Annotated in this window: 22 protein-coding genes, 2 tRNA genes and 2 pseudogenes; 11 read left to right on the top strand and 15 right to left on the bottom strand. The window is 58.4% G+C overall.

Annotated elements, in window-relative coordinates:
* Positions 1-38: 38 nt before the first annotated feature.
* Positions 39-1,226 carry an MFS transporter gene (locus ACYBHZ_RS00725; protein ID WP_460272267.1) on the top strand — a complete coding sequence of 396 codons (1,188 nt, stop codon included), beginning with the start codon at positions 39-41 and terminating at the stop codon, positions 1,224-1,226.
* A gap of 32 nt (positions 1,227-1,258) precedes the next feature.
* Here the strand turns inward: ACYBHZ_RS00725 and ACYBHZ_RS00720 are convergent, their stop codons facing one another.
* The 5 genes from ACYBHZ_RS00720 to ACYBHZ_RS00700 all read right to left on the bottom strand — a co-directional run bounded on the left by ACYBHZ_RS00720 (position 1,259) and on the right by ACYBHZ_RS00700 (position 7,030).
* On the bottom strand, positions 1,259-2,422 hold the full coding sequence (locus ACYBHZ_RS00720; protein ID WP_460272266.1) for an alpha-hydroxy acid oxidase: 1,164 nt from the start codon (positions 2,420-2,422) through the stop codon (positions 1,259-1,261).
* Between the two features lie 95 nt (positions 2,423-2,517).
* Positions 2,518-3,420: a hypothetical protein gene (locus ACYBHZ_RS00715; protein ID WP_460272265.1), complete on the bottom strand. Its 903-nt coding sequence runs from the start codon at positions 3,418-3,420 to the stop codon at positions 2,518-2,520.
* A 115-nt stretch (positions 3,421-3,535) separates the two neighbouring features.
* Positions 3,536-4,780, bottom strand: coding sequence for a saccharopine dehydrogenase family protein (locus ACYBHZ_RS00710; protein WP_460272264.1), 1,245 nt, complete (start codon positions 4,778-4,780; stop codon positions 3,536-3,538).
* 46 nt (positions 4,781-4,826) lie between these two features.
* Complete coding sequence (locus ACYBHZ_RS00705; RefSeq protein ID WP_460272263.1) at positions 4,827-5,921, bottom strand: carboxynorspermidine decarboxylase; 1,095 nt, start codon at positions 5,919-5,921, stop codon at positions 4,827-4,829.
* A gap of 107 nt (positions 5,922-6,028) precedes the next feature.
* Complete coding sequence (locus ACYBHZ_RS00700) at positions 6,029-7,030, bottom strand: saccharopine dehydrogenase NADP-binding domain-containing protein (RefSeq protein WP_460272262.1); 1,002 nt, start codon at positions 7,028-7,030, stop codon at positions 6,029-6,031.
* Positions 7,031-7,120: 90 nt separating this feature from the next.
* Here ACYBHZ_RS00700 and ACYBHZ_RS00695 point away from each other — a divergent pair, with 90 nt between their 5' ends.
* Positions 7,121-7,486 (top strand): winged helix-turn-helix transcriptional regulator, encoded by a 366-nt coding sequence (locus ACYBHZ_RS00695; RefSeq protein ID WP_460272261.1) that lies wholly within the window; start codon positions 7,121-7,123, stop codon positions 7,484-7,486.
* 48 nt (positions 7,487-7,534) lie between these two features.
* Here ACYBHZ_RS00695 and trpA read toward each other — a convergent pair whose 3' ends face one another.
* Both trpA and ACYBHZ_RS00685 read right to left on the bottom strand, forming a co-directional pair.
* Complete coding sequence (trpA, locus tag ACYBHZ_RS00690) at positions 7,535-8,326, bottom strand: tryptophan synthase subunit alpha (protein ID WP_460272260.1); 792 nt, start codon at positions 8,324-8,326, stop codon at positions 7,535-7,537.
* 80 nt (positions 8,327-8,406) lie between these two features.
* Positions 8,407-8,820 carry a VOC family protein gene (locus tag ACYBHZ_RS00685; protein WP_460272259.1) on the bottom strand — a complete coding sequence of 138 codons (414 nt, stop codon included), beginning with the start codon at positions 8,818-8,820 and terminating at the stop codon, positions 8,407-8,409.
* Positions 8,821-8,948: 128 nt separating this feature from the next.
* Here ACYBHZ_RS00685 and ychF point away from each other — a divergent pair, with 128 nt between their 5' ends.
* The 3 genes from ychF (at position 8,949) to ACYBHZ_RS00670 (ending at position 12,131) form a co-directional block, all read left to right on the top strand.
* On the top strand, positions 8,949-10,046 hold the full coding sequence (ychF, locus tag ACYBHZ_RS00680; RefSeq protein ID WP_460272258.1) for a redox-regulated ATPase YchF: 1,098 nt from the start codon (positions 8,949-8,951) through the stop codon (positions 10,044-10,046).
* Between the two features lie 150 nt (positions 10,047-10,196).
* Positions 10,197-11,135, top strand: coding sequence for a glycosyl transferase family 90 (locus ACYBHZ_RS00675; RefSeq protein WP_460272257.1), 939 nt, complete (start codon positions 10,197-10,199; stop codon positions 11,133-11,135).
* Positions 11,136-11,162: 27 nt separating this feature from the next.
* Positions 11,163-12,131, top strand: a complete 969-nt coding sequence (locus ACYBHZ_RS00670; RefSeq protein ID WP_460272256.1) for a UDP-glucuronic acid decarboxylase family protein — start codon at positions 11,163-11,165, stop codon at positions 12,129-12,131.
* Between the two features lie 4 nt (positions 12,132-12,135).
* On the opposite strand, the gene ACYBHZ_RS00665 is transcribed toward ACYBHZ_RS00670, so the two are convergent.
* Together ACYBHZ_RS00665 and ACYBHZ_RS00660 are read right to left on the bottom strand one after the other, a co-directional pair.
* Positions 12,136-13,476: an anti-phage deoxyguanosine triphosphatase gene (locus ACYBHZ_RS00665; protein WP_460272255.1), complete on the bottom strand. Its 1,341-nt coding sequence runs from the start codon at positions 13,474-13,476 to the stop codon at positions 12,136-12,138.
* Between the two features lie 58 nt (positions 13,477-13,534).
* Positions 13,535-14,932 (bottom strand): coniferyl aldehyde dehydrogenase, encoded by a 1,398-nt coding sequence (locus tag ACYBHZ_RS00660; protein ID WP_460272254.1) that lies wholly within the window; start codon positions 14,930-14,932, stop codon positions 13,535-13,537.
* Positions 14,933-15,329: 397 nt separating this feature from the next.
* Between ACYBHZ_RS00660 and ACYBHZ_RS00655 the strand changes: the two genes are divergently transcribed.
* Together ACYBHZ_RS00655 and ACYBHZ_RS00650 are read left to right on the top strand one after the other, a co-directional pair.
* Positions 15,330-16,496 (top strand): nucleotide sugar dehydrogenase, encoded by a 1,167-nt coding sequence (locus ACYBHZ_RS00655; RefSeq protein ID WP_460272253.1) that lies wholly within the window; start codon positions 15,330-15,332, stop codon positions 16,494-16,496.
* Positions 16,497-16,505: 9 nt separating this feature from the next.
* Positions 16,506-17,516: an NAD-dependent epimerase/dehydratase family protein gene (locus ACYBHZ_RS00650; RefSeq protein ID WP_460272252.1), complete on the top strand. Its 1,011-nt coding sequence runs from the start codon at positions 16,506-16,508 to the stop codon at positions 17,514-17,516.
* Between the two features lie 129 nt (positions 17,517-17,645).
* Here the strand turns inward: ACYBHZ_RS00650 and ACYBHZ_RS00645 are convergent, their stop codons facing one another.
* Both ACYBHZ_RS00645 and ACYBHZ_RS00640 read right to left on the bottom strand, forming a co-directional pair.
* A complete protein-coding gene (locus tag ACYBHZ_RS00645; protein ID WP_460272251.1) occupies positions 17,646-18,920 on the bottom strand; it encodes an FCSD flavin-binding domain-containing protein in 1,275 nt (424 codons plus the stop codon).
* A 61-nt stretch (positions 18,921-18,981) separates the two neighbouring features.
* Positions 18,982-19,692, bottom strand: a complete 711-nt coding sequence (locus tag ACYBHZ_RS00640; protein WP_460272250.1) for a c-type cytochrome — start codon at positions 19,690-19,692, stop codon at positions 18,982-18,984.
* Between the two features lie 952 nt (positions 19,693-20,644).
* Between ACYBHZ_RS00640 and ACYBHZ_RS00635 the strand changes: the two genes are divergently transcribed.
* The 3 genes and pseudogenes from ACYBHZ_RS00635 to ACYBHZ_RS00625 all read left to right on the top strand — a co-directional run.
* Positions 20,645-20,734: transfer RNA gene (locus ACYBHZ_RS00635), tRNA-Ser, on the top strand.
* Positions 20,735-20,915: 181 nt separating this feature from the next.
* Positions 20,916-21,523: pseudogene (locus ACYBHZ_RS00630) on the top strand (IS6 family transposase); the annotation flags it as partial.
* A 114-nt stretch (positions 21,524-21,637) separates the two neighbouring features.
* Positions 21,638-21,733, top strand: a pseudogene (locus ACYBHZ_RS00625) (IS6 family transposase); the annotation flags it as partial.
* 320 nt (positions 21,734-22,053) lie between these two features.
* Here ACYBHZ_RS00625 and ACYBHZ_RS00620 read toward each other — a convergent pair.
* Positions 22,054-22,127, bottom strand: a tRNA-Gly gene (locus ACYBHZ_RS00620).
* Between the two features lie 208 nt (positions 22,128-22,335).
* Between ACYBHZ_RS00620 and ACYBHZ_RS00615 the strand changes: the two genes are divergently transcribed.
* Positions 22,336-23,472, top strand: a complete 1,137-nt coding sequence (locus tag ACYBHZ_RS00615) for a cytochrome-c peroxidase (RefSeq protein WP_460272249.1) — start codon at positions 22,336-22,338, stop codon at positions 23,470-23,472.
* Positions 23,473-23,560: 88 nt separating this feature from the next.
* Here ACYBHZ_RS00615 and pcaF read toward each other — a convergent pair whose 3' ends face one another.
* Genes pcaF through ACYBHZ_RS00600 form a run of 3 tightly spaced genes read right to left on the bottom strand, consistent with a single transcriptional unit; the run spans position 23,561 to position 26,171 of the window.
* Complete coding sequence (pcaF, locus tag ACYBHZ_RS00610) at positions 23,561-24,760, bottom strand: 3-oxoadipyl-CoA thiolase (RefSeq protein WP_460272248.1); 1,200 nt, start codon at positions 24,758-24,760, stop codon at positions 23,561-23,563.
* The gene (locus ACYBHZ_RS00605; RefSeq protein WP_460273168.1) at positions 24,760-25,434 is read right to left on the bottom strand and encodes a 3-oxoacid CoA-transferase subunit B; all 675 of its coding nucleotides are present in this window, start codon (positions 25,432-25,434) and stop codon (positions 24,760-24,762) included. Before ACYBHZ_RS00605 ends, pcaF begins: the two co-directional genes overlap by 1 nt.
* Before the next feature lie 17 nt (positions 25,435-25,451).
* Positions 25,452-26,171, bottom strand: a complete 720-nt coding sequence (locus ACYBHZ_RS00600; RefSeq protein WP_460272247.1) for a 3-oxoacid CoA-transferase subunit A — start codon at positions 26,169-26,171, stop codon at positions 25,452-25,454.
* Between the last annotated feature and the right edge of the window lie 6 nt (positions 26,172-26,177).

Raw genomic sequence — 26,177 nt, 5'->3', positions numbered from 1 at the left:
TTACCTGCAACCTGTTACACATCTAACCGGGAGGCCTGATGGCACAGTCTCTCTTTCGCGCCGTGGGCGTTTCTCGTGCGCCACTGTTGGCGCTTTCGGCCACGGGGACAAGCTGGGGCTGTTTTTCTGCCATGGTCCCGGTGATCAAGGCGCAGACCGGGGCGAGTGATGCTGTCTTCGGATTGGCGCTCTTGGGCTCTGCGGCGGGCGGGATGCTCGCGATTTACTCCGCTCCACGGCTTTTCGCGCTTTTGGGGCACTGGGTGTTGCCGGTGCTCGGCCTGTTTTCGGTGCTTGCGCTGCAATTGCCGGTCTTTGCGCAATCCTCTGCCATGTTGTTTGTCGTCATGACCGCCATGGGCATGTCGATCGGCAGTTTCGATATCAATGCGAACCTGCGCATTTCGACCCTTGAGGGGGAAACCGGGCTGCATCTGATGAATCTCAACCACGGTGCTTTCTCTTTGGCCTTTGGCCTGTCTGCCTTTTGCACAGGTGCGATGCGGGCGCGGGGCGTCGAGATGGAGGTGATTTTCCCACTGATGGGGCTCGTGGTGGCGGGGCTCTCGTTGCTGACGCTTGAGCGGAGCTGGGCCGAAATGCCCGACGATCCGGGCGAGGTTCCGATGACCGGGGGATTGCCTTGGGTGGCAGTTTTGCTGACCTCGGTGATGCTCTTCGCCTCCTTCGTGGGGGAGAATGCGGTGGACACTTGGTCCTCGATTTTTCTGGAACGCGATCTGGGCGCGGCAGTGGGGCATGGGGCCTTTGGGCCGGCCATGCTTGGTCTGGTCATGGGCTGTTTTCGGCTCTTGGGCTATGTCACCACGCAAAGGTTCGGTGAGCCGCGCGTGCTATTCTGGTCCGGGCTTTTGGCGATGTCCGGGGTGTTCCTATTATCCGTTGCGCCGGGGCAGGTCGTGGCGCTCAGCGGTATCGGGATTGCTGCGGCTGGGCTGGCCGTGATCGTGCCGACGGCGACCTCTTTGCTTGGCAAGCGCGTGCATCGACGGCACCGCAATCTGGCACTGTCGCGGGCGTGGATGATCGGCTTTTGCGGCTTCTTCGTGGGGCCGTCCGCCATGGGATTGCTGGCGGAGCATATCGGGCTGCGCGGGGCGTTCGTGGCGCTGGCGCTTTTGCTCGCGCTGATCGCGCCTGCGGTGGTGCAGCTGGAGCGCAAGCAGCGTGGCGTGGTGCCATTGAATGTGCAAAAGGCGCCCTGAGAGGCGCCTTTTAAAATCAGATTTCGGATAATTCAGGCCCAGCGACCGGCGAAACCTTCCGGCACGCGGAGAATGTCGCGGTCCACATCCTCAATGTGCTTGCGTCCGCAAAGCGCCATGGAGATGTCCAGTTCCTTGTGGATCACCTCAAGCGCCTTGGTCACGCCTTCCTCGCCCATCGCGCCGAGACCATGCACGAAAGCGCGACCGACGAAGGTGCCTTTGGCGCCCATGGCCATGGCTTTGAGCACGTCCTGACCGGAGCGGATGCCGCTGTCGAGATGCACTTCGACCTGATCGCCGACCGCGTCGAGGATCGGGGGGAGGGCGCGGATTGAGGAGAGTGCGCCGTCAAGCTGACGCCCGCCGTGGTTCGACACGACGATGGCGTCGCAGCCGACCTTGGCGGCCATCACGGCATCTTCCGGCTCCATCACGCCTTTGAGGATGATCGGGCCGCCCCACATCTCCTTAATGGCTTCGATTTTCGCCCAGTCGAGGCGCGGATCGAATTGCTGCGCGGTCCATGTGAACAGGGACGAGGGATCGTCGACGCCCTTGGCATGGCCGAGAATGTTGCCAAAGCCACGGCGTTTGGTGCCGAGCATCTCAAGCCCCCAAGTCCATTTCGTCGCCAGATCGGCGATCACGGCGGGGGTCAGTTTGGGCGGGGCGGAGAGACCGTTTTTCAGGTCTTTGTGCCGTTGGCCCAGAATTTGCAGATCGAGCGTCAGCACAAGGGCGGAACATCCGGCATCCTTGGCGCGCTGGATGATGTTTTTCAGGAATTCCTGATCGCGCATCACATAGAGCTGAAACCAGAAGGGCTTCGTCGTGTTTTCGGCAACATCCTCGATCGAACAGATCGACATGGTCGAAAGCGTGAAAGGCACGCCGAATTTTTCGGCCGCTTTTGCCGCTTTGATCTCTCCATCGGCGCGCTGCATGCCGGTGAGGCCGACGGGGGCGAGCGCGACGGGCATCGCGACGTCCTGCCCGATCATTTTTGTGGCGGTGGAACGGCCTTCCATGTCGACGGCCACGCGCTGGCGCAGGCGGATTTTGTCGAAATCAGAGGTATTTTCGCGGAAGGTTTGCTCCGTCCATGACCCACTTTCGCAATAGTCATAAAACATCTTCGGCGTGCGCTTTTTGTGCAGCCGTTTGAGATCGTCGATATTGGTGATGACGGGCATGGCAGATTTCCGGTCGAATTGGTTTGCTTCTCAGACCAATTCGCACAAATCGGGAGCGAGTCCAAGGTCGAAATCCCGGACAAATGTGCAGAGGCTCATAGGCTTAGGAAGAGTTCGAGCGTGTCGCGCAGTTCCTTGTCGAGGAATTCGACGGTGAAGGAAATTTCCGGTAGAAGCCTCGCAAGCGTGTCTCCAGTCTGCGGTTCCGCGACGCCCGCAAAGAGCGTTTCCAGCCCGACCCAAGTCATCCATGTGTTGAAAGCGGCCTGTTCCATGATCTCGGGCTGTGGCGGCGCATCGAGTGCGGCGGGGCGCACGAAGGTCAGGTCGAATATATTGCGATTGAAGGTGGCGAGGGCATCTTTCAGAGCCTGTACATAGGTTTCGGCCTGTTTGGTGTTTGCTGTCAGATGGATCAGACAGGCGTTTTTGCCCGCCTGCTGTAGGAGGCGGTTCTGCTCTGTGGCCGTTCCGATGATGCGGACGCGGTCCAATTGTTCGGAGGTGCTGTTGACGGAGGTCATGAGTTCGAGTGACTGGTGGACGTTGCGCCAGAGCTTTTCGAGAGAGGTCGCCTTGAATGTCAGCTTCACGATCTCTTCGTCTTCCATCCGCGTGCCGCTCAGAAAAACCTCGGTCTTTGTGTCTAGCGCCGCCCAGACCCGTTCCAGCGTGTCGATTTGGGTGCGGATGTTGCCGTTTCGGATCGCAGGAATACCGCGATCTGGCGCGCCTTCGCGTAGTGTGTGGAGTGCGGCCTGAATCTCCGTGCGGCTTTCCCGGATGACGCGAAGATTGCGCGCCGTATCGACGCCGGCCTGCGCGAAACAGAGGCCGCTTACGAGACGATAGCCAAGGCTACTTTGACGTCCGATCAATTGCAGTTGGCGGTCAAAGTTCTCAGCGCCATGCCGGGCCTCCACGTCGGCGCGGGCCAGCGCTGGCAGGAAGGCGAAGCCCAACAGGAGGGCAAAACAAAGGGATAGCAATCGGCGCATGACAGTCTCTGGCTTTTGAACAGGGCCAAGCTGCGCGATTCGTCTTTCTATTCGCTTAAACGGAACAAAAAAGCCCGCGAGACCGCGGGCTTTTTCACATTGGATAGTCGGTCGCTCAGGCGTCCCAGGCCTTGTCTTCGCCGCCGAGCCCGCCGATTTGCACGCGGGTCGGAAGGCCGATCTTGTCGAGGATGGAGAAGAACGGTTTCGGGTCCATTTCCTCGACGTTTTTCATCGTCTTGGCGTCCCATTCGCCCGAGGCGATGAGCATCGCGGCGGCGACGGGCGGCACGCCTGCGGTGTAGGAAATGCCTTGGGAACCGACCTCTTCATAGGCCTCTTTGTGATCGGCGACGTTGTAGACGAAGACCTCAAAGTCTTTGCCGTCCTTAGTGCCTTTCACCAGATCGCCGATGCAGGTTTTGCCCTCGTAATCGGGAGCGAGAGACGACGGGTCAGGCAGCACGGCTTTGACTACTTTCAGTGGCACAACCTCTTGCCCTTCAGCGGTTTTTACCGGCTGCTCGGACAGAAGCCCGAGGCTTTGCAGTACGGTGAACACATTGATGTAATGTTCGCCAAAGCCCATCCAGAATCGCACGTCCGCTTGCGGGTAGTTGGTGGCGAGGCTGTGGACCTCGTCGTGACCCGACTGATAGGCGCGCTGTTGGCCGACGACGGGCAGGTCCCAGTCACGGCCGGACTCGAACATTTTCTTTTCTTTCCACTGCTGGTCTTCCCAGTAGTAGACGACGCCCGTGAATTCGCGGAAGTTGATCTCCGGATCGAAATTCGTAGCGAAATATTTGCCGTGCGAGCCCGCGTTGATGTCGACGATGTCGATCGATTTCACTTCGTCCATCATGTCGATGGCAAACCGCGCATAGGCGTTGACCACGCCCGGATCGAAGCCCGCGCCGAGGATGGCGGTGACGCCCTTTTCCGTGCAGAGATCGCGTTTCTTCCACTCGTAGTTGCCGTACCACGGCGGGGTTTCGCAGATCTTGGTCGGGTCTTCGTGGATCGCCGTGTCGATATAGGCGGCGCCGGTTTCGATACAGGCGTCCAGAACGGTCATGTTAACGAAAGCGGAACCGACGTTGATCACGATCTGAGCGCCAGTTTTCTCGATCAGGGCGGCGACGGCTTTGCTGTCCATCGCATCGACCTGATGGGCCTCAAGAACGCCCTCCTGTTTCATCGCGGCCTTTTCTCGGACCGACTCAAGGATCGCTTCGCATTTCGAAAGCGTCCGGCTGGCGATATGGATATCTCCGAGCACATCGTTGTTTTGGGCGCATTTATGCGCGACGACCTGAGCGACGCCGCCGGCGCCGATGATGAGTACGTTCTGTTTCAACTGTAGGGACCCCCTAATCGTTGTCCGTGGGTGGGTTTTGTAGCGCTTATCCAAGGGCTGCGACGAAATCCGCGTAACCGAAGTCACGCACCAGTTTAACGGAGCCGTCGAGTTCTCGCACCGCGATCCCGGGCATCTGCACTCCGTTAAACCAGTTCTTTTTGACCATTGTGTAACCGGCAGCATCATTAATTGAGATACGGTCGCCGATTTCGAGCGGTTTGTCGAATTTGGCGTCGCCAAAGATGTCGCCTGCGAGGCAGGTCTTGCCCGCGATCTGATAGTCATGCGTGCCGTTCTGCGGCAGCTTGGCAGTCTCGCGGTAGATCAGCAGATCGAGCATATGGGCTTCGATGGAGCTGTCGACGATGGCCACCTTCTTCCCGTTGTCGATGATGTCGAGAACGGAAACTTCGAGCGTGGTCGATTTGGTGATCGAGGCCTCGCCGGGTTCCAGATAGACTTGCACGCCCATCGCGTCGGAGAAGGATTTCAGCCGATCCGCCAGCTTGTCGAGCGGGTAGTCATCGCCGGTGAAATGAATGCCGCCGCCGAGGGAGACCCAATCCAAAGTTTTCAAAAACGAACCAAAATCGCGTTCAATCCGGCTCAATTGCTCTGAAAAGAGGACAAAGTCGTCATTCTCGCAATTATAGTGGATCATTACGCCATTGATGCGATCCGAGGCCATTTCGAGCCGCGCTATGTCCCATTCACCCAAACGCGAGAAGGGGCGTGCCGGATCGGCAAGATCAAAGCCGGAGGTCGAGAACCGCGGGTTGAGGCGCAGGCCGGTGGCGATGCCTTTGGCCTTGTCGCCAAAGCGATCCAGCTGACCCAGAGAGTTGAAGATGATCTTGTCGGCGTAACTCACCGCCTCGTCGATCTCGTGATCGGCCCAACCCACGGAATAGGCGTGGGTTTCCTTGCCGAACTTGTCGTGGCCCAATTTCAGCTCAAAGAGCGAGGATGAGGTCGTCCCATCCATATAGTCGCGCATGAAATCGAACACGGGCCATGTGGAGAAACATTTGAGCGCAAGCAAAGCTTTGGCCCCAGAATTCTCCCGCAGCCAAGCAATTTTTTCCATGTTGGGCAAAAGCCGTGCCTTGTCGATGAGGTAATACGGCGTCTGGATCATCACATGTCCCCCGGCTGACGTTAGGGATGGGCGTTGTCGCGCCACTTAGGGCGATTCAGGGGGTGGGGCAAGAAAAACATCCTGCCCTTCGTAGGTTTCTGCCCCTTTCAGTGCCGGGAAAATACGATCCTTTCCTGTGTTAGTACGTCCGAGAAGGCTTCAAGAGACCAAAGGTTGTGGATGTGATGTACCCCTGTCTCGGTGGCCTTTGAGAGGCGTTTGGCCACTTCGGCTGCGACCGCTGCGGTGAGTTGCGCCTCGCCCCGGCCTTCGAGGGTCAGGTGGCGTTGAATGTTTTGGCCTTTCGAGGAGCCGTGGGAGATGGCGGTCAGCATGGCTACATCGGAACCGATGCGAAAGGAGGTCAGCATGAGCCGGAGCGCGTTGCGACCGGTGTGTGACCGGGCAAGCGCGCCAAGAAAACGGAACATCGTCCGGCTCATAAAGGGACCGTCCAGCCCAAGCCGTGTCGTCACGTTGGCATATCCCTGGCGACGCATCACATGCTGATCCGCAAAGTCGAAAGGAATGGTGAGAAGAGGCGGCCGGGTGGGGCTGAAGCGCAAAGGTGCGATGTCGCCGCGTTGCACGGGGCGCAGCATATCGAGGGTCCAGTCGATGGCCGCCACACCATGGCTGTCCCCCATGCCCAGACATATGCCGATCGTGACGTCCGAGATTTCGTCCATGTCCTGTGTGGCGGCGAGGGCCATAAGGTTGCTCAATCCCGGTGCCAGACCGACAGAAAGTACGGCAAGAGCATCGTTTTCGCGCGCCAGACCGTCCAGCGCTTCACTGCGGCGCAGAACGCTGTCCGTGGCTGTGATGTCGATGTATTTCAGACCACGCGACAAGACAGCTTCGGTGAAGCCCGGATCAGGCAGATCGATACAGACGATCACCGTGTCTGCGCTGTCGAGCGCGTTCCAGCTTTCGTGTGCTCCGATGTCCAGATGAGTCCACTGGCATCCGAGACGCCTTGCGGCGGCGCGTCCGCTTTTGGGGCTGCGTCCGCCGAGCGTGAGGGATACGTCGCCCTCCTGCATGAGGCGCTGTGCGATTTTCTGCCCGACATGGCCGGTTCCGCCGACGATAAGTATTCGATCCATTTTCTGTCCTGTAGCTGTTAGTCTCGCACCTGAACTATGTGCGCGACGCTCAAATCACAGCGAATCGTGGCTTACCAAACGGGAAGCGTCATGACCGAAAAATCCGATGATATTGTCCGTGCTTTGCCGCCCCGTCGGCCAGACCAATGCGCTGTCGAGGAATGGCTGTCTTTCCTGGGGCATCGCTGGAACGCGCTTGTGCTCTGGCAACTGACCGAGGGTGCCCGGCGGTATTCCGAGCTTCGGACCCGATTGCCGGGCATCTCACCGAAAGTGCTGAGCGAGCGCCTGTTGGCCCTGACTGAGCGGGGGCTGGTGCGTCGTCAGAGCGTGAATTCTTTCCCGAAGGAAGTGAGCTATGCTTTGACAGAGGCCGGCCATGAGGTTCAGGCGATTTTGTCGCAGCTCTACGAACTGGCAGATCAATGCGAGGCCCGCCCTGAAAGCGAACTCTGAGCCGATGTGCAGGGAGGATGGGGGCTGCGTAATTGGGAACTGCCGCGCTTATGCCCGATGCACACCATCTGCCAAGGATTTCACATAGGCCGCGATCTCTTCGACGGATTTTCCTGACGCGATTTCGCTGACGATGGCGGACCCCACCACGGTGCCGTCGGCGACACCGGCGATTTCTTCGGCTTTTTCCGGCGTGCGGACGCCGAAGCCCACGATCACCGGCAGCTCGGTCTTGGACTTGATCCGCGCGACTTCCGGGGCGACATCTGCGCCGGAGGCGGCTGCGGCCCCGGTCGTTCCGGTCACCGACACGTAGTAAACAAAGCCGGAGGTGTTTTGCAGCACGGTCGGCAGACGTTTGTCATCGGTCGTGGGCGTGGCGAGGCGGATGAAGTTCATGCCTGCCTTTTGTGCAGGGATGCAAAGCTCGTCGTCTTCTTCGGGCGGCAGGTCCACAACGATCAACCCGTCGATGCCAGCTTCGACCGCGTCGATGAGGAACTGGTCCACGCCGCGCGAATAGATCGGGTTGTAATAGCCCATGAGCACAATCGGGGTGGTGTCATCGGTTTCGCGGAAGGCGGCGGCTATGTCGAGGGTCTTTTGCAATGTCATGCCCTGATCGAGTGCGCGTTGGCCAGCGAGCTGGATGGTCTGGCCGTCCGCCATCGGATCGGTGAAGGGCAGGCCCAGCTCAATGATGTCGACGCCGGCCGCAGGCAGGGCTTTGACGATCTCAAGCGATTTTTCCTCATCGGGGTCGCCCGCCATGACATAGGCAACGAAGGCTTTCTTGCCTTCGGCTTTCAGCGCGGCGAATTTGGCGTCGATGCGGGTCATGTTGGGCACTCCGTTTGGTTCCGCAAAAGGGAGTGCAACAAAAGGGCCGCAAGAGCAAGGGGAGAGCGTGTTTCTGGCCGTTAAGCCGGTTGTTTTGCTGGTGTTGTCATAATGATCCAGCTTGTGCCGAACTGATCGACACAGGTGCCGAAGCCCGGCGAAAAGAAGGTCGCGCCATATTCCATCGTGGGCATGCCCCCCTCGACCAGAGCGCCGAAGATGCGCCGTCCGTCCGCGACCGTGTCGACGGAGACGGTGATCGAGACGGCGGATTGCGGTTTGGCTGTCATATGGGGCGGATAATCCGAGGCCATCAGATCGCCATAGGGCGACATCAGCGCGCTGTGCATCACCGCCTCCGAGGCGGCATAACCCTCCGGTGCGTCGGGCATTTCTTTGTAACGCATGAGATCGAGATCGCCGCCGAGCACCTGTTGGTAATAATGCATGGCGGCCTCGCATTGGCCTTCGAAATGAAGATACGGGGTGATCATGACAGCCTCCCTTCTGTCGTTTCCTGTCTCAATGGTACGCCTGAGGCGCGATTCCCGCAAAGCGCGGCCTTGCGCGAGACCCCATTGGGCCTTAGACACGCGGGGAATTTCGGACAAAGGAGGCCAGCATGGGCTTCAAAATGGGCATCGTCGGTCTGCCGAACGTGGGCAAATCGACGCTTTTCAATGCGCTGACCAAAACCGCTGCCGCGCAGGCGGCAAACTTTCCTTTCTGCACCATCGAGCCCAACGTGGGCGACGTGGCGGTGCCGGACCCGCGGCTGGATAAGCTGGCGGAAATTGCCGGGTCCAAACAGATCATCCCGACGCGCATGTCTTTCGTGGATATTGCGGGCCTTGTGAAAGGGGCTTCGAAGGGCGAGGGCCTCGGCAACCAGTTCCTTGCGAACATCCGTGAATGTGACGCGATTGCCCATGTGGTGCGCTGTTTCGAAGATGGCGACGTGACCCACGTCGAGGGCCGTGTCGATCCGGTGGATGATGCGCAGGTGATCGAGATGGAGCTTATGCTCGCCGATCTCGAAAGCATCGGCAAACGCCGCGCCAACCTCGTGCGCAAGCTCAAGGGCAATGACAAGGAAGCCAAGCTTCAGGACGATCTGCTCGCTCGCGCGCAAGCCGCGCTTGAGGCCGACAAACCGGCCCGCACCGTCGAAGTCTCTGATGATGAGCGCAAGCAGTGGAACATGCTGCAGCTTTTGACGCAAAAGCCGATCCTCTATGTCTGCAACGTCGAAGAAGAGAACGCCGCCAAAGGTAACGCGCATTCCGACGCGGTTGCGAAAATGGCCGAGGAACAGGGCGCGGGCACCGTGGTGATTTCCGCCAAGATCGAGGAAGAGATCTCCCAGCTCGAAGGTGATGAAGCCGAGATGTTCCTGGAAGAACTCGGGCTGCACGAGGCTGGTCTCGACCGTCTGATCCGCGCAGGCTACGAGCTTTTGCATCTTGAGACCTATTTCACTGTTGGTCCGAAAGAAGCGCGTGCTTGGACCATCACCAAAGGCACGGCAGCGCCGCAGGCCGCCGGTGTGATCCATGGTGACTTTGAACGTGGCTTCATCCGCGCTGAAACCATCGCCTTTGACGATTTCGTGGCCTGCAACGGTGAGGCTGGCGCCAAAGAAGCGGGCAAGATGCGCGCGGAAGGCAAGAGCTACATCGTTCAGGACGGTGATGTGATGCACTTTCTGTTCAACACCTGATCGGCGGGCTCGGCTGACGAAAGGCAGAGGCTGTATATAATGCTGCGCGCGATGAAAAATACGGCTTGGTATCAAGCCTATCGGGTTCGCCGGAGAACAGCCAAAAATCAGCGAAAACTGATTGAGGCCGAGCAGCAAGCCGAGCAGGTCATGCGCGGTTATTTTGAGCGGGTCGGGGTTGAATTTCCCCGTCTCGCTTTTTCGTCTTCTGAAGAGGTGAAAAGCGATTTGGAAATCCACCTTGTGCGCGAGGGGGATGGGATTCGCTATCTCTACAATCCTGAGAATTTCCTGAACCACAGACAACACAACGGGCATATCTCCCCGGCCTATCTCTACTGGTTCACACAAGCCGGGCCCGCAGCAAAGCATATGTCCTGCGACCTGTCGGATGGCGAATTGGTCGGGCAGGCAACGTATACCTATTCGAGTTGTTTCCGCGACAAGGTGCTTTTGCCGGATCAGCATTTCTTCCGGGATCGGGGCTATGCGGAGACGGACCGTCTGGCAGAAGAGGCCCCAGACTGGAACGCGCGCGGTGAGACGATTTACTGGCGCGGACAGAACAATAGCGTTGGGCTGTTTTCTCTGGACCCCGAACATATGGACAAACCTTGGGTGATGCAGCGTCTGCGTCTCGCCATGGCCGCTCGTGAGCTGAACGGGGTCGATGCCCGTTTTGTGCCGGGGGCAACCCACAAGCAGGAGGCGCAATGCGAAGCTGCGGGGCTGATGGGGGCGCGCCGCCCTTGGCAGGACTGGGCCGGGGATAGATACGCGCTGGACATTGACGGGTTCTCAAACGCGTGGTGCAACTTCATGCAACGTCTGAAACTTGGCTGTTGTGTTCTGAAGGTGGACAGCCAGTTCGGGTTCCGCCAATGGTATTACGATGCGCTTGTCCCGTTCGAACATTTCGTCCCGATCAAGGCGGACATGTCGGACCTTGCCGAGAAGGTGGAATGGGTCCGAAGCCATGACCGGGAAGCGCGTGAAATTGCGGCGCATGGGCAAAACTTCGCCCGGTCCATGACATTCGAGAGCGAAGCCCGTCGCGCGGCAGAGATCATTGAGACCAGCCAGGGCTGACGGGGCAAAACGATAAGGGGAAGGGGCATGGTGCGCCTATATGACAGCCGCAAACGGATTTTGGTCACTGGCGGGGCGGGCTTTATCGGCTCTCACCTGATGGATCGTCTTCTGGCGCAGGGGCACGAAGTGATTTGCGCCGATAACCTGTTCACCGGAACAAAGCGCAATATCGACCATCTCCACAGCCACCCGCGCTTCGAATTTATGCGCCATGACGTGACCTTTCCGCTCTATGTCGAGGTGGATGAGATTTACAATCTCGCCTGTCCTGCCTCCCCGGTGCATTACCAACATGACCCGGTACAGACGACAAAGACCTCCGTGCATGGGGCGATCAATATGCTCGGGCTTGCGAAGCGTCTGAAATGCAAAATCTTTCAGGCCTCGACCAGTGAGGTCTACGGCGATCCGGCAATACATCCGCAACCGGAAAACTACTGGGGCAATGTCAATCCGATCGGTCTGAGGTCTTGTTACGACGAGGGCAAGCGCTGCGCGGAGACGCTGTTCTTCGACTACCACCGCCAGCACGGGCTTGAAATCAAGGTGGCGCGGATTTTCAACACCTATGGGCCACGGATGCATCATGCGGATGGGCGCGTGGTGTCGAATTTCATCATGCAGGCGCTGCTGGGTGAGCCGATCACGCTCTATGGTGATGGTCGTCAGAGCCGGTCCTTCTGTTATGTGGATGATCTGGTCGAGGGGTTTATCCGTCTCATGGACACCGGGCCGGAGATCAGCGGGCCGGTTAATCTTGGCAATCCCGGCGAGTTTACCATCCGCGAACTGGCGGAGACTGTGATTTCCATGACCGGTTCCGCCTCTGAACTCGTGTTCCGCGATCTGCCAGAGGATGATCCGAAACAGCGCCAGCCCGATATCTCTTTGGCGCAGAAAACGCTCAATTGGACGCCGGAGATCGCACTTGAGGCGGGCCTTGAGCGCACTGTGGCTTATTTCCGGGCGCTGTTGCCAGAACTGAGCCAGTAGGGGCTTACAGCCTGTCGAACACCGACCCCATGCGAGGCGCAAACAGGCGTTCGTAGGTCTTGAGGAGCGCAGCGTCTGTCATGCTCGCCACATAGTCGCAGATCACCCGCAGGTCGCCTGCTGAGGTGGCGAAACGCTCTTGGTGTTCGCGGGGCAGGAGGCGGTCGGGATCGGAGCAGAGGGCCTCGAAAACGGACACGACCATTTGCTGGCCTTTGAATTCGAGCTGTTGCACGTTCGGGCTTTTGATCACGACCTTGAAGACCAGCCGTTTCAAAGCCTTGAGAACGGGACGGCGCGCGGCAGGGAGGGCGACGCGGTAACGTAGAAGCGGCTCTTCGAACGCGGGCTCTTCATCATATGCGACGGCGGTGATGAAGTAGTTGACGAAGCGGGAAATGAAACGCTTGCGGGTGTTGCGGTCGCCGAAAAGACCGTCGAGCATCTGGCCGTAGACGTCATTGCCAAACTGATCGGGATACTTGGCTTTGAGCATGGCGAGGAAGTCGCTGAACTCTTCTTCGGGGACATTTGCGATGAAGTCCTCGCGGGTCAGAAGCGATAGCGCAATGGCGTCTTCAAGATCATGCACCCCGTAGGCGATGTCATCGGCCAGATCCATAATGCTGCAATCAAAGGATTTGTGGAGCGGTTTGCGGTGCTCTCCGGGTTGGATGGGGCCAGCCTCACAAAATGCGCTGCGGGTTTCCGGAGAGAGGGGCGCGAGGACCCAGTCGACCACGTCTTGTTCACTGTCGAGATAGCATTTCGGCGGTGTCGAGGCGGTGGTGTCGATGAGTTTGAGCGTAGCCGGGCTGTCGCTCAGTTTCGGGCGCAGCGCGGAGTTCTGTGCGCGAGAATAGGCGACAGGATATTTCAACAGGCCAAGAAGGCTGCGCCGGGTGAGGTTGGCACCCGCGGTTTGGGAAAAGCTTTCCAGTCGGGACAGGATGCGCAGGCTTTGGCCGTTGCCCTCGAACCCGCCGGCACCATGCATGCAGTAATTGAGCGCCACTTCCCCGCCATGACCAAAAGGCGGATGCCCGAGGTCGTGAGAACATCCGATCGCTTGGATCATCGAACGGTCCGGCAGATGCGGCGTAGCTGGATGATCGGGGCAACTCTGGGCCAGTTGTTTTGCAAGCCCGCCCGCGATCTGCGCCACTTCGAGCGAATGGGTGAGACGCGTGCGGTAGAAATCGCTGTCGCCGAGATTGAGGATTTGCGTCTTGCCCTGCAGACGGCGGAACGAGGCGGAATGGATCACGCGGGCATAATCGATATCGCCCGCGCCGCGTGCATCCTCAGAATGTCCGGGCCAATTTTCTCTGCGTTCCAACCACATCTGAGCCTCCTGTCGTTGCCGCGCACTCTATGGGGCGGGGCGGGGGAAGGCCAGAGCGTCACATCAGCTTGCGCATCACTTTCAGAGCACGGTTGCGCCAGCCTTTGAAAGGCGGCTCTGCGATGGCCATGCCGTTCCATTTCGCTTGCCGCACGACGGGTTTGAGATGGGAGAACGTCTCGAAGCCGGTATGCCCGTGATAAGCGCCCTGACCGGAGGGACCAACGCCGCCGAAAGGCAAGGTGCCAAAGCCCACATGGATTGCCGTGTCGTTCACCGTCACCCCGCCGGAGATCGAGCGGTCGAGCCACATCTCTTGGTCGTTCTTGTCCTCGGAGAAGACGTAGAGCGCCAAAGGATGATCGCGCGCGGCGACGAAATCGAGCGCCTCTTGCGGATCGTCATAGGGGATGAGCGGGAGGATAGGGCCGAAGATTTCCTCCTGCATCAGTGCAATGTCTTCGGGCGGGTCAAGCACCACGGTCGGTGCGAATTTGCGGGCATTTCCGGTGTCGCCTTCAAGGCGAAAGGTCTTTGCGCCACGGTCCTCGGCTTCTTTCACCATGGCGTCAAGGCGCGCGAGATGACGATCGGACACGATGGCGGCGTAATCCGGGCTGTCCGGGCCTTCAGGGAAGAAATGCATGAAGGCCCCCATGATGGCATCCGCCATAGGCAGCATCTTCTTGCGCGGCACCAAAACGTAATCGGGCGCGACACAGACCTGCCCCGCATTCATCGCCTTGCCCCAAGCAATGCGGCGGCCAGCCTTGTCGAGATCGGCGCTGGGCATCACGACGGCGGGGCTTTTGCCGCCAAGTTCCAAGGTCACCGGAGTGAGGTTGCGGGCGGCGGCCTCCGCCACTTTGCGGCCCACAGAGGTGGAGCCGGTGAAGAACAGGTGATCGAAGGGCAGGGCGGAGAAGGCGGCTGCCACTTCCGGTCCGCCCGTCACGGTGGCGATCTCTTCCGGGGTGAAGGCGTCTTCTATGAGGCTCGCGAGTTCTTCAGACGTGCGAGGCGTCAATTCGGAGGGTTTGAGCATGACCCGATTGCCCGCCGCCAAAGCCGCCACCATCGGCGATAGGGCAAGTTGCACCGGGAAGTTCCACGGGGAGATGATGCCCACCACGCCCAGAGGCTGCGGCCGGATTTCGGCGCGTGCGGGTTTGTAGATCAGCGGCACGGGCGCGCGGAGGACCTTCATCCAGCGTTTCAGATGACGTTTGGCATGACGAATTTCACCGATCACCAGATCGATATCATAGAGACGGCTTTCGATCGTGGGGCGATGCGAAAAGTCGTCGGACATGGCGGTAATGAGGCGAGACTCAGCAGCCAGAAGTGCTGTCGCGAGCCGGTCCAAGCGATCCATTCGGATGTCGGGCGGCACAACGGGCGCTGCGCGTTGGGCGCTCCTTTGCAGGGCAAAGGTCTGTTCGAGTTCGGATGTCATGCCAAGCCTCCCGTCTTTTCTGGCATTGAGCCAGAAAAACAGGGCGAGAGAAAGGCGTGTTCGCCGAGTTCTGCCTTAAGCGTTCAGGATGCGACGCAGCGTTGTTCGAACGCCGTTTTGCGACGGCTCCCACAGACAGGCCAGAACGAATGCAAAAGGTCGAATCTCGGTCATTTTCAGGTCCCCATATGCCTGATTCCGGGTCGGTGGCCCGGTGATAGGCGGCAAATGTCTCACCTGCGTGACAGTTCGCGGACGTTTGTGCGACCCGTAAGGCTCTGCGAACTGCCATCGGCGGAAACCCGGTTCGGCGCAAAGGGGGGACGAAAAGCGGACTGGATAGCGGGAACGGTATCGGCTAACACATTCGACAAAGAAGTGATGTTGAGGGTCTGAGATGAAAATCGCGGTTGCCGGGATCGGTTATGTGGGCATGTCCAATGCTGTTTTGTTGTCGCAAAACCATGAGGTTGTCGCCGTCGACATTTCGGAGGACCGCGTTGCTCTGGTGAATGAGCGCAAGTCTCCGATTGTGGATGCGGAACTTGAGGAATTTCTCGCACACAAAGACCTGAACCTGAGCGCCACGACGGATGGGGCCGCGGCCTACACAGGTGCCGATTTTGTCATCGTCGCAACGCCCACCAATTATGATGAGAAGTCGAACTATTTCGACACTTCGTCGGTCGAAGCGGTGATCGCGCAGGTGATCGCGGTGAACCCGAAAGCGACCATTGTGGTGAAATCCACCATTCCTGTGGGCTTCGTGAGCCGCGTGCGCGAAGAGATGAACACCGATCAGGTGATCTTCTCTCCGGAATTCCTGCGCGAGGGTCGTGCGCTTTATGACAACCTGCACCCGTCGCGGATCATCGTCGGCGAACAATCCGAGCGCGCCCGCGTCTTTGCCGATCTGTTGCTCGAAGGTGCGGTCGAAAAAGATGTCGAAGTTCTCTTCACCGACGCCGATGAGGCCGAGGCGATTAAGCTTTTTGCCAACACATATCTCGCCATGCGCGTTGCCTTCTTCAACGAGCTCGACAGCTATGCCATGTCGCGCGGCATGGACACGCGCCAGATCATCGACGGGGTGTCGCTCGACCCGCGCATCGGCAATCACTACAACAACCCGTCCTTTGGCTATGGCGGCTATTGCCTGCCGAAAGACACCAAACAGCTGCTCGCGAACTATTCCGAAGTGCCGCAAAACCTGATCGCGGCCATCGTCGAAACCAATCGTACGCGCAAGGATTACCTCTCAGATCAGATCATCGCGAAACGCCCGAAGGTCGTCGGCGTCTATCGTCTTGTGATGAAAACCGGGTCGGACAATTTCCGCCAGTCCTCCATTCAGGGCATCATGAAACGCGTGAAGGCCAAAGGGATCGAAGTGATCGTCTATGAGCCGGTGATGCAGGACGACGAGTTCTTCGGATCTCGCGTGGTGCGCGATCTCGATGCTTTCAAGGCGGAAGCGGATGTGATCATCGCGAACCGGATGACCGACGAAGTCAAAGACGTTGCGGAGAAAATCTTCACCCGCGACCTGTTCCACGCCGATTGAGGATCGCCCATGCCCACAGCTCTCGTCACCGGCGCCGCCGGGTTCATCGGCTCATTCGTCTGTCGCACCCTTCTGGAAGAGGGCTGGCGGGGCATCGGTCTCGATTGTCTCTCGGATTATTATGACGTCGCCCTCAAAGAGCGTCGCGAAGAGACGCTGACGGTCTATGAGGGCTACCGATCTGTGCATGACAAGGTCGAGACGCCGGGTCTTTTGATGTCGCTTTTCGAGGAAGAGAAACCGGACGTCGTGATCCATCTCGCGGCACAGGCCGGGGTGCGGTATTCGATCGAGAACCCGCGTTCCTATCTTGAAAGCAACATCATTGGTACGTTTGAATTGCTGGAAGCCGCGCGGGCCTATCCGCCGAAACACATGCTTCTGGCCTCCACCTCTTCGGCCTACGGCGCGAATACGGAGATGCCCTATCAGGAGACGGTGAAAGCCGATCACCAGATGTCCTTCTACGCGGCGACCAAGAAGTCGACCGAAAGCATGGCGCACAGCTACGCGCATCTTTTCGACTTGCCGATCACCATGTTCCGCTTTTTCACGGTCTACGGGCCGTGGGGGCGGCCGGACATGGCGCTGTTCAAATTCACCAAGGCGATCCTCGAAGGAAAGCCTATCGACGTCTATAACTACGGCGACATGAAGCGCGACTTCACCTATGTCGAAGACCTCGTGCATGCGATCCGCCTGTTGATCGACGCAGTGCCGGTGCGCCCCGAAGATGGCGTGGTCGAAGACGGCGATAGCCTCTCGCCCGTCGCGCCCTTCCGCGTGGTGAACATCGGCAACAACAACGCCGTGCAGCTCACCGATTTCATCGCTGCCATTGAAAACGCCACCGGCGCTAAGGCCGAGCGGAATCTCATGCCGATGCAAGCGGGTGACGTGCCTGCGACCTGGGCCGATGCGTCTCTTTTGAAGCGCCTGACGGGCTATGCGCCGAAAACCACGGTGCCTGAAGGCGTGGCAAATTTCGTGCGTTGGTACAGGCAATATTACAACGCCTGATCTGCGTGACGTTCTGGCGTTATTTTGTCATGTGTCTCTGTGACGGTTCCATTCAACGGGGCAACGGAGACGTGGCCGAGTGGGTGGCTCTGTACCGGTCCGTCATTATTGCTTGGGCCTGCCGGGCATTCAGTCGCCAAAGATGTCGGCGGTGATCCCCGCATACCAGCCCAGAGATTCCTCGTAGGTTGCCTTGCGCAGCGCCGCGTCTTCGCCGACTTCAGAGATGAAACTGCCGACCGAGGCGATCTTTTCGGGCGTGGGCTCGTAGGACGCCCCGACCTTGACACCGTCATCAGGCGCGAGCAGCGACCAGCAAGTGTTGGAATACTTTGCCGGGAACACCCGGGAGCCAGTCAATTCCCCGCGGATCGCCATTGCCGCGACCTTGGCTTGAGAGTTGGCCGAGAAACCAGATTTCGGCATATCCCCCTGCGCCGAACTGTCGCCAAGGACGTAGACGTTTTCGTCGATCTTGGACTTCATGCTGTCTGCCGCCACCGGCGCCCAGTTGCCGTCTGTTACCCCAGCAATGCCCGCGATCTTGCCAGCCATCTGGCCGGGGATGACGTTGACGACGTCGGCTTTGATGATTTCGCCGTCGAGATCGACCTCCATCGTCGCCGGATTGACGGAAATGTTTCCAGCGCCAAAGTCCGGCCCAAGCCATTCAATCATATCACCGTAGTGGCGCGTCCAACCATCGCGGAACAGACCCTCCTTGGAGAACTTGTCTTTCGGATCGAGTACGATGATCTTCGCTGTCGGGTTGATGTTCTTGAACAAATTCCCAATCATCGACACCCTCTCATAGGGGCCAGGCGGACAGCGATAGGGATTGGGTGGCGCGATCATGACGAAGGTTCCGCCTTCAGGCATTGCCTCGAGTTGCGACTTCAATAGCGTCGTCTGCGGCCCCGCTTTATAAGCATGTGGCATGATCTCAGCATGTTCTGCCTCGGACCATCCGGCGACTGACCCTTCGACGAAGTCGATGCCGGGTGATAGAACCAGTCGGTCGTAGCTGAGTGTGTCTCCCGAGGCCAGCGTCACCGTTTTTGCGTCCCGATCGACCCCGGTGGCCAGATCATTCACCACCATCACACCCGACTGCGCGAGTGTCTCGTAACCGTGCTGCAGGCTCTCGAACTCCCGGAACCCACCGAGATAGAGGTTGGAGAAGAAACAGGTTGTGTAGATCGGATTGGCCTCGACAAGGGTGACATCAATCGCCCCCTCGCTGTCCTTGGCGATGTAGCGCGCCGCAGTGGCCCCTCCGGCGCCGCCGCCGATGATCACCACCTTTGGCTTGGTCTGTGCCAGAGATGGTGCGCTGAGTAAGGCACCTGTGGCGATTCCACTGGCGATTCCGGTGCCGATAAAGGTCCGTCGATTAAGTCTCATACGCTTCTCCTCCCATTGATACGCGTAAAGGCCGGAGGTGGTCCCCGCCGCCTCCTATTGGTTAGTCCAGCGTTGCAAAATAGGCGGCAAGCGCTGCAATCTCCTCGTTGTTGAGGCGCTTGGCCATCATCTGCATCACCGGATGCGGACGCAGTTCCTGTCTGTAGGCATGCATGGCGGCGACAAAATCTTCCTCCGGCCAGGCGACAATCGAGGGGATGCCTTGATCCGAGCCATCGTGCCGGTGGCATGTGAGGCATTCAGAGGCCAGATATTCGCCAAAGGCGACATCGCCGACAATGGCGAGCACCTCGGGGGAGACATGCGCGGCAGAGCTGATCGCGGTGGGCTCGGCCTCCGGGATATTTTGCGGCTCGTCGGAAAAGTCCCGCAGATATGCGAGCAGAGCGCTGCGCTCGGCCTCGTCCTTCAGCCCGCGGTAGCTCATCCGTGTTCCCGAGACCAGCGCACGCGGGTTCTCGATATAGGCGTGCAGAGTCTCCAGCGTCCACGTCAGCCCATCTGCCCCCATGCGCTTCATCGGATTGGAATAGGTAAACCCCTCTATGTCGGCGGCACGACGGCCAAACAATCGGTTGAGCTGCGGCCCGATCCGGTTTCGCGCGCGTAGACCGACTTCGTGACAGGTGCTGCATTCGGACATAAAAACATCCGCACCACGTTTGGCATTCCCGATTTCTGTGGCCGCAAGCGGGGTTGCGAAAACGGAAAATAGGATGAGTTCGGCAGCGATATATCTCGTCCGGTACATTGCAAACCCCTTCCGATGTCCGGCTAGAGTTTTCAGCGTGAAAAGTGACAGCACATAGCAACAAGACATGGCGGATAAAGCTCTCCAGCCATTGGCGTGCGGCGGGCTTACTTGTCACCCGACTGATTTTATTATTATATTTTAGATTAAAATATATGCATGTAATTAGATTTCAGGCAAGAAGATATTTCACCATCAACGATATTCATGCAGTTGAATTTTCATCGCGTGCAGGGTTTGCACCGGGCAACAACCACTTGCCGCGCCCGCAAAGCTGATGCTGCGCCGCAGAGTTCGACGGGTTGACGAAGCCGAATTGCGGAAGCGCTCAGCGATGCGACTGCGGTTGCGAATCTGTTTCGACCCACGGCTTGCGCGCTAAATCCACGAAGTTTCACCAGAGCATCTGGTGGACCGGAGGTTGATCATGGCGTCAGCTGCGGCCGACTTTGTATTCCAGAGTGTCGAGACATTTGATGACGGCCTTTACACGGTGGGAACGTGTTTTTTCATTTGTAGACCGTTGCATAGCCCCGGATGCGTCAAGCTCAACGACGCGGTGGAGGAGAGCGGGATTGCTGCCAATTTACCAGGGGAATGGTTCGTCCTCATGAACAAGTTCGTAAACCAATGGGGGCTGACCCTAAGTCATGATGACACCAATCAATTTCTTGACGAATAGACTTTGTGTGGAGGCTGAGAAGACCTCGGCTAAGGAGTGGTTGCGGAGGTTGCCGGCCTCTTCCGCACTAAGCTGTGCTCGAGAATGATGTCGTGCCAGCGTTTCTGGGGCGCTTGGGCGTAGAAAAAAATGATCAAAGCTTGCCCAAAAGGGAGTCTCTTCCTCGCGATTCTGTGCGATTTCAAAGGGTTCAGGGCGTTTTTTGGAAAATCCACCCCAAAGCCAAATTGGTCTTGTATTTCCAGTGCTTGCACGGATATACCCGTCGGCGGAGACGTGGCCGAGTGGTCGAAGGCGCTCCCCTGCTAAGGGAGTAGGCGGGAAACCGTCTCGAGGGTTCGAATCCCTTCGTCTCCGCCATTAGGCTTTGATTTTGCTTGATAAATTTTTTTCATTCAGCAATGGCCACCAACAAATCCGCCATATAATTTGCGCTTGGCTGCAATCTATTGTGACATGTTCTTTTGCGACATGCCGTGCGAATGGCACTGTCAGAAGAACTTAGCTTGAGGCGGCGAGGGTGGTCTCGTAGCCTCGTGCCATGACCAAACGCACCCCTGTCAAGTATTTCAAGACCAGCCCTGAGATCATTCGCCTCGCGGCAATGTTGTACGTTTGCTGTCCATTGTCGCTTCGGAATGTTGAAGATCTTCTTCATGAGCGGGGAGCCGAGGTGAGCCATGAAGCTGTCCGATATTGGTGGCGTCGGTTTGCTCCGATCTTCGCGTTCGAGATTAAAAAACGACGGATAGAGGGTATGAGAACGAGCCATTGGCGATGGCATCTAGACGAAATGTTCGTAAAAAGGAACGGTGAGCGGTATTGCCTTTGGCGGGCCGTCGATCATGAGGGCGAGGTTCTGGAAAGCTTTGTAACCAAAACCCGAGATAAGAAGGCTGCGCTCAAATTTCATAGAAAAACAATGAAAAGCATGGAAGGGCGGATGCATTTGTGACGGACGAACTTCGCTCGTATGGTGTCGCAATGAAGCAGCTCGGAGAAGTAGATAGGCAGGAGGCCGGACGATGGCTTAACGACCGAGCCGAGAATTCTCATCTGCCTTTCCGACGAGGAGAGCGGGCAATGCTCCGCTTTCGCTGTATGCGAAGTTTGCAGAAATTTGCCGCTGTCCGCGTCTCTATCTCTAACCTAAAGCGTTTCGACTTTAACTTGATCTATCACATAAAGTCGAAACGCCCGCTCCGCTTGGACGTTGCACCGCGTTTCTGCTCAAACCCTGTTTCAGGTTTAAGTAGAAACGCTTTATTCAACGCGGAGCGCAGCCTCACCTCAAGGTTGAATTTCAAACTGAAGCGTGCCGCTGCTCTTGCCGCGTGGCGCGGTCTCTGTGCTGAATAAGGGTCAGCTATACTGTCCAGGTAGAGACGAGTTCGAATTAAAGCGTTCGACCAAAAACCTGAAACACAGCTTTTGGCCGAACGCCGTGCAACATATGAATGTCGCACGCGCTCAGCCTGTATCTGATGTCTCAGGTTAAAGGCCGGACGCTTTAGTCTGGCAGCCCCTTTCATCAGAAGCGCATGTCCTGCAAAAATGCTGACAAGTTTCTTTCGTTTCTATGTCAGCATTTTTTCGCGCTACATTTTGTAGAGGAAACGCCATCACACACCGCTGACTGAAGTCAGTTGGCGTGATTTTTACAATGTTTGGAAAAGGTTTGGAGCGGGCGGCGGGAATCGAACCCGCGTCATTAGCTTGGAAGGCTAAGGTCTTACCACTACACAACGCCCGCGCTCGTGAGACCCGTGTTTAGGGCATGGATTCTGAGGCGTCAAGTGGCCTTCCGAAGTCTGTATGGTTGGGGTATATCGCCTCAGGTCGATCACGTTTTCTTCCCTTCTCTTGACTTCGGTCAAATTCCCGAGCGAAAAGCTCGGGTAATGGTCAGGGGCCGCAACCCAGACACGCCAATCGCCCCGCAATCGGAAAGCATCGCCTTCATGACAGCCAAACTTCTTGTCTCCGCCTTGTTCTGTTCCACGCTGGTCTGCGCCCCCGGTCTTCATGCTGAGGATCTCACGACTTTGGAAGGCTTGGGGGAAGCATTGTTCTTCGATGCGAATCTTTCGAAAAACCGGACGCAATCCTGTTCGACCTGTCACGATCCTAACTATGCCTTTACCGACCCGCGTGGAATGGCCTCGCCGGGCGATGACGGGGAATCCTTAGGGGATCGCAACGCGCCGACGGCGATGTATGCGCATTTCGCGCCTGTGTTCGAAAAGCTGGATGAAGGCGTCTATCGCGGCGGGCAATTCCATGATGGTCGCGCGGCGACACTGGCGGATCAGGCGGGCGGCCCGCCTCTGAACCCGATTGAAATGGGCATGCCAAATGCCGCCTCCGTGGTGGCGCGGCTGGAGGAAAACCCGGCCTATGTCGTGGCGTTCAAAGACCTCTTCGGTGATGATGTTTTCACCGACAAGGAAGAGGCTTATGCGGCGATGACCAAGGCCATCGGAGCCTTTGAAGAAACCGACCTGTTCTCGCCGTTTGATTCCAAATACGACCGCTACCTGCGTGGCGAAGCGGACCTGACCCGTGAGGAGTTGCTCGGCGAAACGCTGTTCTTTTCGCAGCAGTTCACCAATTGCAACCTGTGCCACCAGCTCAAGCCGCAGGCCGGCGCGCAGGGGGAGACTTTCACCAATTACGAATATCACAACATCGGCGTGCCGGAGAATGTTGATCTGCGTGAAATGAACGGCGTTGGGCCAGGGCATCCCGATCTCGGGCTGGCGCAGAACGGCATGCTGACGGAGACGGCGGGGCTTGAAGGGAAGATCAAGGTGCCGACGCTGAGAAACGTCGCGGTGACCGCGCCCTACATGCACAACGGCGTGTTCCAAGACCTGCGCACGGTCGTGCTGTTCTACAACACCTACAACACGAAATCTGAAAAGCGGATGATCAATCCTGAAACGGGCGAACGCTTTGGACCGCCGGAAGTCGATCAAAACATTTCGATGGAAGAACTGACCACGGGGCCGGCCTTTGAGGATCGTGATATCGATGCGCTGGTGGCGTTTATGAAAACGCTGACCGACGCGCGCTATGAGCATCTGCTCGAAGAGTGAGGTTTCGGCGCTCGACTGTTCCGTCGGGAGATGAGACCTGCTGCCCCCGTCCGATCTTGCTATCGGCGGGGGCATAGGGTCTGTCTTGTCAGACGGCTTCCAGAGCAATCGCGATGCCCTGACCGACGCCGATACACATGGTCGAGAGCGATTTCTCTCCCGGTTTCAGCTCAAGCATCGCCGTGCCGGTGATCCGCGCGCCGGACATGCCGAGCGGGTGGCCGATGGAGATCGCACCGCCGTTCGGGTTCACACGCGGGTCATCGTCCGCAATGCCCAGATCACGGAGCGTCGCGAGGCCTTGCGAGGCGAAGGCCTCATTAAGTTCGATCACCGCGAAGTCTTCTTGCTTAAGACCCAGACGCGCCATCAGTTTCTTGGACGCGGGCGCCGGGCCAAAGCCCATGATCCGCGGCGCGACACCGGCGGCGGCACCGCCAAGCACTTTCGCAATCGGTTTCAACCCGTGTTTTTCAGCCGCTTCCTTGGATGCGAGGATCAGAGCCGCAGCCCCATCGTTCACACCAGAGGCGTTGCCTGCGGTCACGGTGCCGTCGGCTTTCACGAAGGTTTTCAGCTTTTGCAGCGCTTCCAACGTCGTGGACGGGCGCGGGTGCTCGTCTTCGGAGACCACGATCGGATCGCCTTTGCGCTGAGGAATCGTCACCGGAACGATCTCTTTTGCAAGACGACCGTTCGCCATCGCAGCGCCAGCTTTTTGCTGGGAGCGCAGGGCGAAGAGGTCTTGGTCCTCGCGGGAGATGTTGAAATCTTCAGCCACGTTCTCGGCGGTTTCCGGCATGGAATCCACACCGTATTGCGCCTTCATCAGCTTGTTGACGAAACGCCAGCCGATGGTGGTGTCATAGACCTCATTCGAGCGCGAAAAGGCGGTGGTGGCTTTCGGCATCACGAAGGGCGCACGGGACATGCTTTCGACGCCGCCCGCGATGATCAGATCGGCTTCGCCTGCTTTGATCGCGCGCGCTGCGGTGATGATCGCATCCATGCCGGAGCCGCACAGACGGTTCATCGTCGTGCCGGACACCGTGTCGGGGTAGCCCGCGAGCAGCAGCGACATGCGCGCGACGTTGCGGTTGTCTTCGCCCGCTTGGTTGGCACAGCCAAAGATCACATCGTCAATCGCGGAGAGGTCCATCGACGGGTTGCGCTCGGCCAGCGCCTTGAGAGGGATCGCGCCGAGATCGTCGGCCCGCACAGACGACAGTGCGCCGCCGTAACGGCCCACCGGGGTGCGGATGTAGTCGCAGATATAAACGTCGGTCATCACAGGTCCTCCGGAACGATAAGATCAGCCACATCGCCTTCGGTGTGGAGCGTCGCGCCCGTCACCGCTTGCAATTCTTCCAAGGAAATCCCCGGAAGCTTTTCGCGCAGGACGAACTTGCCGCCTTCGATGTCGATCACCGCCAGAGAGGTATAGACGCGGGTCACACACCCCACGCCAGTCAGCGGGAAGGTACAGGTCTCGACCAGTTTCGGGCCGCCGTCTTTGGTGACGTGATCGGTGACCACGGCCACGCGTTTCGCGCCGTGGACAAGGTCCATCGCGCCGCCAACGGCCGGAACGCCTTTGGAGCCGACGCGCCAGTTGGCCAGATCGCCGTTTTGCGCAACCTGATAGGCGCCGAGCACAGCGAGGTCCAAGTGGCCGCCACGGACCATCGAGAAGCTGTCGGCATGGTGGAAGAAGGACGCGCCCGGGTTCAGCGTGATCGCTTTTTTACCAGCGTTGATCAGATCCCAGTCTTCCTCACCCTCGGCCGGGGCTTTGCCGAAGCCAAGCACACCATTTTCGGTGTGATAGGTGATGTCGCGGCCTTCCGGTTGGAATTTGGCGATCATTTCCGGGAAGCCGATGCCGAGGTTCACATAGGAGCCGTCCTCGATATCCTGCGCCGCGCGCCATGCGATTTGAGCGTTGGAGAGCTTGTCTTCCATAATGTTGAAACCGGACATCAGTAGACCACTCCCGTGCGCACGAGCACTTCTTCTTGTTGCGGTTCAGACACTTCGACGATTGCGTCGACGAAAATGCCGGGGGTGATCACCTGCTGCGGATCAATCGAGCCGGGTTCGCCAAGCACAGAGACCTGTGCGATGGTTTTCGCGGCGGCCATCGCCATCAGCGGGTTAAAGTTCCGGCCCGCCATGCGGTAGGTCATGTTGCCGACCGTGTCGCCGTCCTGACCTTTGATGAGAGCGAAATCGGCCTTCAGCCAGTTCTCGCGCACATACATCTTGCCGTCGAATTCTTCGGTCGGCTTGCCCTCGGCCAGTTCCGTGCCAAACGATGTCGGCGTGTAGAAGGCCGGGATGCCTGCGCCAGCCGCACGGATACGTTCGGCGAGCGTGCCTTGGGGCACCAGCTCAAGCTCGATCTCTCCGGCGAGGTATTTCTCGTTGAACGCCTCGGCGTTAGACGAGCGCGGAAAGGAACAGATCATCTTCTTGACCATGCCCGCTTTGATCATCGCGGCGATGCCGATGAAGCCGTTGCCCGCGTTGTTGTTGATCACGGTGATGTTCTTCGGGCTGCCGGTGGCGCGGAAGCGGTCGATCAGGGCGTGAATGAGTTCGATCGGTGCGCCGGACCCGCCGAAGCCGCCGATCATGACGACAGCACCGTCGGGGATCTCCGCGACCGCCTCGGCCACGGTTGAAATGGTTTTATCCATGATATC

It is taken from the genome of Celeribacter sp. ULVN23_4 (assembly GCF_054788345.1).
This window is presented reverse-complemented; position numbering and strand designations above follow the sequence as displayed.

Bases quoted from the DNA above. Each gene is read 5' to 3' on its own strand.
- ACYBHZ_RS00725 (WP_460272267.1), top strand. From the start codon at position 39: ATGGCACAGTCTCTCTTTCGCGCCGTGGGCGTTTCTCGTGCGCCACTG.
- ACYBHZ_RS00720 (WP_460272266.1), bottom strand. From the start codon at position 2,422: ATGCCCGTCATCACCAATATCGACGATCTCAAACGGCTGCACAAAAAG.
- ACYBHZ_RS00715 (WP_460272265.1), bottom strand. From the start codon at position 3,420: ATGCGCCGATTGCTATCCCTTTGTTTTGCCCTCCTGTTGGGCTTCGCC.
- ACYBHZ_RS00705 (WP_460272263.1), bottom strand. From the start codon at position 5,921: ATGATCCAGACGCCGTATTACCTCATCGACAAGGCACGGCTTTTGCCC.
- ACYBHZ_RS00700 (WP_460272262.1), bottom strand. From the start codon at position 7,030: ATGGATCGAATACTTATCGTCGGCGGAACCGGCCATGTCGGGCAGAAA.
- ACYBHZ_RS00695 (WP_460272261.1), top strand. From the start codon at position 7,121: ATGACCGAAAAATCCGATGATATTGTCCGTGCTTTGCCGCCCCGTCGG.
- trpA (WP_460272260.1), bottom strand. From the start codon at position 8,326: ATGACCCGCATCGACGCCAAATTCGCCGCGCTGAAAGCCGAAGGCAAG.
- ACYBHZ_RS00685 (WP_460272259.1), bottom strand. From the start codon at position 8,820: ATGATCACCCCGTATCTTCATTTCGAAGGCCAATGCGAGGCCGCCATG.
- ychF (WP_460272258.1), top strand. From the start codon at position 8,949: ATGGGCTTCAAAATGGGCATCGTCGGTCTGCCGAACGTGGGCAAATCG.
- ACYBHZ_RS00675 (WP_460272257.1), top strand. From the start codon at position 10,197: ATGCGCGGTTATTTTGAGCGGGTCGGGGTTGAATTTCCCCGTCTCGCT.
- ACYBHZ_RS00670 (WP_460272256.1), top strand. From the start codon at position 11,163: ATGGTGCGCCTATATGACAGCCGCAAACGGATTTTGGTCACTGGCGGG.
- ACYBHZ_RS00665 (WP_460272255.1), bottom strand. From the start codon at position 13,476: ATGTGGTTGGAACGCAGAGAAAATTGGCCCGGACATTCTGAGGATGCA.
- ACYBHZ_RS00660 (WP_460272254.1), bottom strand. From the start codon at position 14,932: ATGACATCCGAACTCGAACAGACCTTTGCCCTGCAAAGGAGCGCCCAA.
- ACYBHZ_RS00655 (WP_460272253.1), top strand. From the start codon at position 15,330: ATGAAAATCGCGGTTGCCGGGATCGGTTATGTGGGCATGTCCAATGCT.
- ACYBHZ_RS00650 (WP_460272252.1), top strand. From the start codon at position 16,506: ATGCCCACAGCTCTCGTCACCGGCGCCGCCGGGTTCATCGGCTCATTC.
- ACYBHZ_RS00645 (WP_460272251.1), bottom strand. From the start codon at position 18,920: ATGAGACTTAATCGACGGACCTTTATCGGCACCGGAATCGCCAGTGGA.
- ACYBHZ_RS00640 (WP_460272250.1), bottom strand. From the start codon at position 19,692: ATGTACCGGACGAGATATATCGCTGCCGAACTCATCCTATTTTCCGTT.
- ACYBHZ_RS00615 (WP_460272249.1), top strand. From the start codon at position 22,336: ATGACAGCCAAACTTCTTGTCTCCGCCTTGTTCTGTTCCACGCTGGTC.
- pcaF (WP_460272248.1), bottom strand. From the start codon at position 24,760: ATGACCGACGTTTATATCTGCGACTACATCCGCACCCCGGTGGGCCGT.
- ACYBHZ_RS00605 (WP_460273168.1), bottom strand. From the start codon at position 25,434: ATGGAAGACAAGCTCTCCAACGCTCAAATCGCATGGCGCGCGGCGCAG.
- ACYBHZ_RS00600 (WP_460272247.1), bottom strand. From the start codon at position 26,171: ATGGATAAAACCATTTCAACCGTGGCCGAGGCGGTCGCGGAGATCCCC.